Genomic DNA, 1646 nt, shown 5'->3' with positions numbered 1-1646 from the left:
GAGCGTCGGGGCGGTTCTTCGTGAGAGCGCCTCAGCGCGCCGAGATCGTCCACCCGGCCTCGGACGAAGCGCCCGGGGCCAGGGCGATCAGCCCGGTGTCGTACTCGTAGGAGTCGTCGTTGAAGGCGTCCGGCGCGCACGTCATCGGCTCGACGGCGAGTCCCGCGCGGTGCCCCGGGGTTCCGGGTCCCGCGGGAAGATCGGCGGTGTGGATCTGCACCCACGGGCAGGACTCGTCCCACGACATCGCCACGCCGGTTCCCGAGGGGTCGGTGAGCGTGACGGTCGCGCGAGCGCCGGCATCCCGGATCAACGCCGTGTACGCGTGGTCGATCTCGACCGCGCCGAGCACGCGCGGTTCGCGGAAGTCGAAACGCTCCGCGTCGACGGTGACGGATGCCAGTCCCACCGGCGCGAGGCGGTCAGCTGTCACCTCCAGGACGGTGTCGGCGGGGAGCTCCAGCGTCCACTCGTACAACGTCGCGGGCCCCGCGACGAGGTAGGGATGCGGACCCGTGCCCCACGGAGCAGGCGTGTCCGCGAGGTTCGTCGCCCGGACCGTCTGTGTCAGACCGTCGGCATCCAGGCGGTACGTCGTCGACACGACGAGCCACCAGGGGTACCCGGCCTGAGCCGGAACGGTCGCGGTGAGCGTCACCGCATCGTCAGAGGCGTCGAGGACGTTCCAGCTCACCCACGACAGAAGCCCGTGCAGGGCGTGCGCCCGGTTGGGTTCGGTCAGGGCGAGCTGGTGCTCGTCGCCGCCGAAACGGTGGATGCCGTCGACCACGCGATTCGGCCACGGCGCGAGGGTCGTTCCCCGGTACGCGGGGCGGACCTCGTCCTCAGCGAAGGGGACGACGAGATCGCGACCGTCGAACGTGAGGGAGCGCAACGAGGCCCCGACGCTCGCGATCGCGGCCTCGTAGCCGTGGGCACGCAGGACGACGGGGGTACCCGAGACCGGAGTGGGGGTCTCGGTGGGAACAGCATCGGTCATTCCGCCATTATCGCGGGGGGAACGACGAGCGGCGGAAACGACGAATGCCCCGACCGCCGGGGTCGGGGCATTCGGGGAGGGCGACTTACCTGAAGGCGTCCTTGACGTTCTCGCCGGCCTTCTTGACGTTGGCCTTGCTCTGCTCGGCCTGGCCCTCGGCTTCGAGTCGCTCGTTGTCCGTGGCCTTGCCCCAGGCTTCCTTCGCCTTGCCGGTGAGGTCTTCAGCGGCGTTCTTGATCTTGTCGTCGAGTCCCATGTCGGCTCCTCCCGCGTCATTCTCGGGTCTTTCCCGATGCGGCCAGGCTATGTCGCTCGATGTCATGTTTCAGGGGGGTTGAATTTCCGGATCGAGTGGGGAACAGACGGCGATGCACGACTAGGTTCGAAACCGTGCGTCCCCTTCGAACCGCTCTCGCCGGCGCCACCGCACTCCTCGGTTTGACGCTCACGCTCGTCTCGTGCACCTCGGAGCCGACCTCCTCCGGCTTGATGGACGTCGCCACCCTTCCCACCGCTCGATCGGAGGCGCTTCCCGCCGTCGAGGTCGTCTCGGTGGCATCCGCGATCGTCGTCGGGCTCGAGCACGCCACCGTCGAGGGCGGCACCGCGCAAGAACCACTGGGCTATGAAGCTGAGGCCGTGGACG

General features: G+C 69.0%; 3 protein-coding genes. 1 reads left to right on the top strand and 2 read right to left on the bottom strand.

The genetic code is table 11. The features are described from left to right. Window positions 1-31 precede the first annotated feature (31 nt). Entirely contained in the window at window positions 32-1000 is a 969-nt protein-coding gene (locus P2P98_RS08400) for an aldose 1-epimerase family protein (protein ID WP_275799044.1), read from the bottom strand. Window positions 1001-1085: 85 nt separating this feature from the next. After that, on the bottom strand, window positions 1086-1256 hold the full coding sequence (locus P2P98_RS08395; RefSeq protein ID WP_275799042.1) for a CsbD family protein: 171 nt from the start codon (window positions 1254-1256) through the stop codon (window positions 1086-1088). A 134-nt stretch (window positions 1257-1390) separates the two neighbouring features. Between P2P98_RS08395 and P2P98_RS08390 the strand changes: the two genes are divergently transcribed. Beyond that, the coding region (locus tag P2P98_RS08390) for a hypothetical protein (protein ID WP_275799040.1) at window positions 1391-1646 on the top strand (256 nt) is incomplete at its 3' end.

Origin of the sequence: Microbacterium sp. Kw_RZR3 (genome assembly GCF_029222405.1) — a bacterium.
GTDB lineage: Bacteria > Actinomycetota > Actinomycetes > Actinomycetales > Microbacteriaceae > Microbacterium.
This window is presented reverse-complemented; position numbering and strand designations above follow the sequence as displayed.